Raw genomic sequence first — 4172 nt, forward strand, 5'->3', positions numbered from 1 at the left:
GTGCTCATGGTTGTACAGGTGCCATTGGGCACAAGCTTCCAGGCGTTACCCTGATAGTCCACTTTGGACGTCCCCGCGCAGGTAGTGCCCGGCCCCGCAGCGCAGTCGTTCAGACCTTTGAGGGCTACGCCGTAGCACTTCTCCATGCTGTCGTCGGCCAGGATCGCGGGGGCACCCGCAACGCTCAGGGCAGCTATAAACGAGGCCGTAAGGGCGGCAGAGACTGTTTTTCTTACCATGATCAACCTTCTTTGAGAGTGATTCGGAGAAGCTATGACTTCACCGGTTCCAGCGATCCCGCGCCACTTGGTGTTTTCATGGTCGCGCAGGTGCCGGCGGGCACCATCTTGAATGACTCACCATCGTAGTCCACTGTCGACATGCCCTTGCAGTCGTGGGCGCCTGCCTTGCAGTCGTTCTGACCTTTGAGGGCTACGCCGTAGCATTTCTCGGCATCCTGTGCGTAGGCTGGGACTGCAAGCATGGCGATGGCGGAAGCGAGCGAACCGGCAAGAGCGAGATTCACGGTGCGGCGTTTCATTGTGGAGTTCTCCTGAAATTAAATGAGCCCTTTATGGCTCACACCAGGCTATTCGCTTGCGATCCTCGCATCGTTACATTGAAGAGCGCTAATTCATGCCGCATCACGCCAACGTGATTATTTTGGTATCCCTGTAACGAATTTACCCTCACGACCGAAGAAGAAGATAACCCATCGCCATGCGATCAACAGATGAGGAATGGGCTGATATGATGCGTGCCGCCATGTCGGGCGACGCCAGCGCCTATAGAACCTTCCTTGAGGCTGTCTCGCCCGTGTTACGTGCATCGGCTCGAAGGAACCTGATGCGGATAGGCAGGCCGATAAGTGATGTTGAAGATATCGTGCAGGAGACGCTCCTCGCGATCCACCTGAAGCGTCACACATGGGAAAGCGATCGACCGATACGCCCGTGGATTGCCGCCATTGCGCGCAACAAGCTTGTCGATCTGTTGCGGCGGCGCGGGCACCATGTTGAGATCCCAATCGAGTACATTGACGATTCGCCTTCGGATGAAGGCTCCGATCCGCTCGGCCGGCATGAACTCGACCGCATGCTGGAGACTTTGAACGAGCGTCAGCGGGATATTGTTCGCTCGCTGTCATTGAATGGCGCCACCGTCCGAGAAACTGCAAATCGCCTTTCTATGAGCGAAGGTGCCGTGCGCGTCTCGCTTCATCGCGCCCTCGGGGCACTCGCGGCCCTTTATCGGAGGGACAGCAAGTGAACACCTCGGGTCTGATTAACGTTCTCGTCATGGATCGGGCGCCGTCGCTGAGTCTTAGGCGCACCATCGCAGTCGCCCTGGCCATTGGCGCGGTGTTCACCGGGCTGGTCTTTTTGCCCATGGTTGGAATTCGGCCGGACATTGCCCAGGTAGCCTTCACTTGGCGTTTTATCGCAAAGGCCGTGGTTGTATTGATGATAGCGATGAGCGCCATCGGCCTGATGTTGCGTCTTGCTCGCCCTGATGGCGAATTTGGTCAGCTGAAATGGGCGCTGTGGCTCATTCTCCTTGTCCTCACTCTGGCGGTCGGGACCGAGCTCATCGCCGTTCCGCCTGCACAGTGGGAGAACCGGCTATTCGGCATACACTGGCTTTTTTGCCTGTGCCTTATCTTGCTCTTTTCACTTCCACCTTTTGTCGGCCTTTTTGTTGCCCTGAAGCGCGCAGCTCCGCGCAACGAAGGTCTCGCGGGAGCGATTGCCGGCATCGCGGCCGGGGGCATCGGCGCTTCAATCTACGTGGCGCATTGCCCAGACGACAGCCCCTTGTTTGTGGCCACCTGGTATAGCCTAGCGATCGCTCTTGTCGCTCTCGCTGGCCTTTTCGCCGGGCGGCGCTTGTTAAAATGGTAACATTGAGAGGCGAATAGCGGCTCCGACGAAGGGCGAGATTGACGACAGAGATGATCGCCGGTCCGATGGTGGCGTTCCCATCTGGGCTTACGGTCCGGCCCGTCAGAAGTCACGGATAGTCAAAACTTCGTGTTAGCGCCTTCCAGACATGGAACGTCGGAACCGCTGAACCTAGGATCAGTTTTTAAGCCGCGCCTAACCTGAACTCACGGGGAATGTAGATGCGTATCGTACAGCTGATCTGGGTACTTGTGTTCGTCTTTTCGCAGAATGCGTTCGCAGAAGGCCTGCTAATTACGGTCGAAAGCAAGTACGGCGTCAAAGAGAGCGCTGACCGATTGGTTACGGCGCTGGAGGACAAGGGCATTAAAGTCGCGGCCCGGATCGATCACGCGGCTGGCGCAAAAGCCGCCGGTCTCGATATGCCGCCAACAGAAGTCGTGATGTTTGGAAATCCCAAGCTCGGAACACGGCTCATGTTAGTCAATCCTGAAATTGCCATCGAATTGCCAATGAAAATTGTGATATGGCAAGACAAGGGTGGCAAGGTTCAACTCGGTTATGTGAACCCGAGCAGTCTTGAGCAGCGCTACGCGATCTCCGACAAGGACGAGGTTTTCAACGCCATGTCTAGTGCCCTCGCCGACCTTAGCAAAACTGCAGCGGGCGCAAACTAGCCGGGCCTAGGAGAGGCGGCGTTTTGCACTTCTTGGAATTCGCGTTGAATGCGACCGCTTCAGCGTGCAAGCAAATCGTATCTTTCTAGCCTAATTGTCAGTCCGCGGCGTTCTTCCATTGATCGTCGATGGCGGTCGAGAGAACTTTGGTTGAGGAAAGCACTATCCGAACGAAGAGTTTTGGCACGGGCGCAGGTGGAAACAGCATCCGAATATTCGAAACAATTTTATCTTGAACGATCGTTCCAGACCTGTTACGTACTGTTTATCAGTGAGTGACGATATGCCCTGGGGAAAAAATTTCGACGTGGAGGCTACGCTGGACAAGGTCATGCACGCCTTTTGGACGCGTGGCTACGAGGCGACCTCCATGCAGGACCTGGTGGACTGCACCGGCATCAACCGCGGAAGTCTTTACGCCACCTATGGCGACAAGCACACCTTGTTTATCGCGGCACTTGAAAGGTACGACAACGAAATGCGCCGAAAGCTGTTATCCAGCCTCGAAGAGCATTACGGCCCACGCGAGGCTATCAGTCAACTATTCAAGGCATTTTTGGAGAGTATCTCAGACAAGGGAAACAACCGCGGCTGCTTCCTCACCAACTCCGCATTGGAGCTTGCGCCTCATGACCGATCCGTCGGAAAGATCGTTGCCCATTCGCAAGCGCAGATCGAGGACTTCTTCGCTCGGATGATCAACAAGGGCAAGAAACTGGACGAAATTCCCGCTCATGTACGCTCGACAGAAACGGCACGTGGGCTGCTAGCGTCCTTGATTGGACTCATTGTGCTCACGCGGAGTCGTCCAGACCGATCACTTCTGCACAGCATCCTGGATGATGCTCTTCGTCGGATCGGGTAGTTTTTTTTTCGACTCAGTATGGAACGATCGTTCCACACACTTGCCATTTTCTAGTCACCAAAGGAGAACTATGATGACCTACAAAGTGCATACCATCGATAGCTCGCCAGAGGCGTCCAAGGAAATACTCGCGGTCGCGTACAAGGCATATGGATTCCTCCCCAATCTTCTGGCTGTCATGGCGGAGGCACCCGCCTTACTCAAGTCATACGTGACCTTATCGCGAATATTCGAGGAGTCCTCACTCAGCGCCGCTGAGCGCCAGACCGTATTGCTCACGACAAGCTTTGAGAACGGCTGCGAATACTGTGTTGCTGCGCACAGCGTAATCGCCGGCATGCAGAAGGTACCGGCAGCGACCGTACAGGCGATCCGCGAGGGTCGGCCAATCGCTGACCGAAAGCTCGAAGCGCTTCGCCGTTTCACGGCGGCGGTCGTAAAGTCTCGCGGCTGGCCCACCGAATCCGACATCAGAGCGTTTGCGGATGCTGGATACGGCCAGAGCCAGGCGCTGGAGGTTGTGCTCGGCGTCGGCATCAAGACGCTCTCGAACTATGCCAACCACCTCGCGGATACGCCTCTGGATGACGCCTTTGCAAGCGCTCGGTCGAAAGCCGCCTAATATCGCTGATCGAAAGCAAGGGAAATAACTGATGCCACTCGTCCAAATCAAAGGCGTGGGGGGATACCTCACATTGCAGCAGAAACAGGAAATGATCCGCAAGGTGA

Annotated in this window: 7 protein-coding genes; 5 read left to right on the top strand and 2 right to left on the bottom strand. The window is 55.9% G+C overall.

What is annotated here, in order from left to right; all coding sequences use genetic code 11:
• Together AC6T8Q_RS07955 and AC6T8Q_RS07960 are read right to left on the bottom strand one after the other, a co-directional pair.
• Positions 1-239 (bottom strand): BufA1 family periplasmic bufferin-type metallophore (locus tag AC6T8Q_RS07955; protein ID WP_500678563.1); only part of this gene is annotated, 239 nt, incomplete at its 3' end.
• 32 nt (positions 240-271) lie between these two features.
• Positions 272-541 carry a BufA1 family periplasmic bufferin-type metallophore gene (locus tag AC6T8Q_RS07960; protein ID WP_500678564.1) on the bottom strand — a complete coding sequence of 90 codons (270 nt, stop codon included), beginning with the start codon at positions 539-541 and terminating at the stop codon, positions 272-274.
• 179 nt (positions 542-720) lie between these two features.
• Between AC6T8Q_RS07960 and AC6T8Q_RS07965 the strand changes: the two genes are divergently transcribed.
• The 5 genes from AC6T8Q_RS07965 to AC6T8Q_RS07985 all read left to right on the top strand — a co-directional run bounded on the left by AC6T8Q_RS07965 (position 721) and on the right by AC6T8Q_RS07985 (position 4065).
• On the top strand, positions 721-1269 hold the full coding sequence (locus AC6T8Q_RS07965; RefSeq protein ID WP_500678565.1) for a sigma-70 family RNA polymerase sigma factor: 549 nt from the start codon (positions 721-723) through the stop codon (positions 1267-1269).
• On the top strand, positions 1266-1901 hold the full coding sequence (locus AC6T8Q_RS07970) for an NrsF family protein (protein WP_500678566.1): 636 nt from the start codon (positions 1266-1268) through the stop codon (positions 1899-1901). Before AC6T8Q_RS07965 ends, AC6T8Q_RS07970 begins: the two co-directional genes overlap by 4 nt.
• 221 nt (positions 1902-2122) lie before the next feature.
• Complete coding sequence (locus AC6T8Q_RS07975; RefSeq protein WP_500678567.1) at positions 2123-2578, top strand: DUF302 domain-containing protein; 456 nt, start codon at positions 2123-2125, stop codon at positions 2576-2578.
• Between the two features lie 283 nt (positions 2579-2861).
• Positions 2862-3443, top strand: coding sequence for a TetR/AcrR family transcriptional regulator (locus AC6T8Q_RS07980; protein ID WP_500678568.1), 582 nt, complete (start codon positions 2862-2864; stop codon positions 3441-3443).
• A 73-nt stretch (positions 3444-3516) separates the two neighbouring features.
• Positions 3517-4065: a carboxymuconolactone decarboxylase family protein gene (locus AC6T8Q_RS07985; RefSeq protein WP_500678569.1), complete on the top strand. Its 549-nt coding sequence runs from the start codon at positions 3517-3519 to the stop codon at positions 4063-4065.
• Positions 4066-4172: the final 107 nt, after the last annotated feature.

The sequence above is a fragment of the Bythopirellula sp. genome, from assembly GCF_041737835.1.
Lineage (GTDB): Bacteria > Planctomycetota > Planctomycetia > Pirellulales > Lacipirellulaceae > Bythopirellula.

Bases quoted from the DNA above. Each gene is read 5' to 3' on its own strand.
- AC6T8Q_RS07980 (WP_500678568.1), top strand. From the start codon at position 2,862: ATGCCCTGGGGAAAAAATTTCGACGTGGAGGCTACGCTGGACAAGGTC.
- AC6T8Q_RS07975 (WP_500678567.1), top strand. From the start codon at position 2,123: ATGCGTATCGTACAGCTGATCTGGGTACTTGTGTTCGTCTTTTCGCAG.
- AC6T8Q_RS07985 (WP_500678569.1), top strand. From the start codon at position 3,517: ATGACCTACAAAGTGCATACCATCGATAGCTCGCCAGAGGCGTCCAAG.
- AC6T8Q_RS07960 (WP_500678564.1), bottom strand. From the start codon at position 541: ATGAAACGCCGCACCGTGAATCTCGCTCTTGCCGGTTCGCTCGCTTCC.
- AC6T8Q_RS07965 (WP_500678565.1), top strand. From the start codon at position 721: ATGCGATCAACAGATGAGGAATGGGCTGATATGATGCGTGCCGCCATG.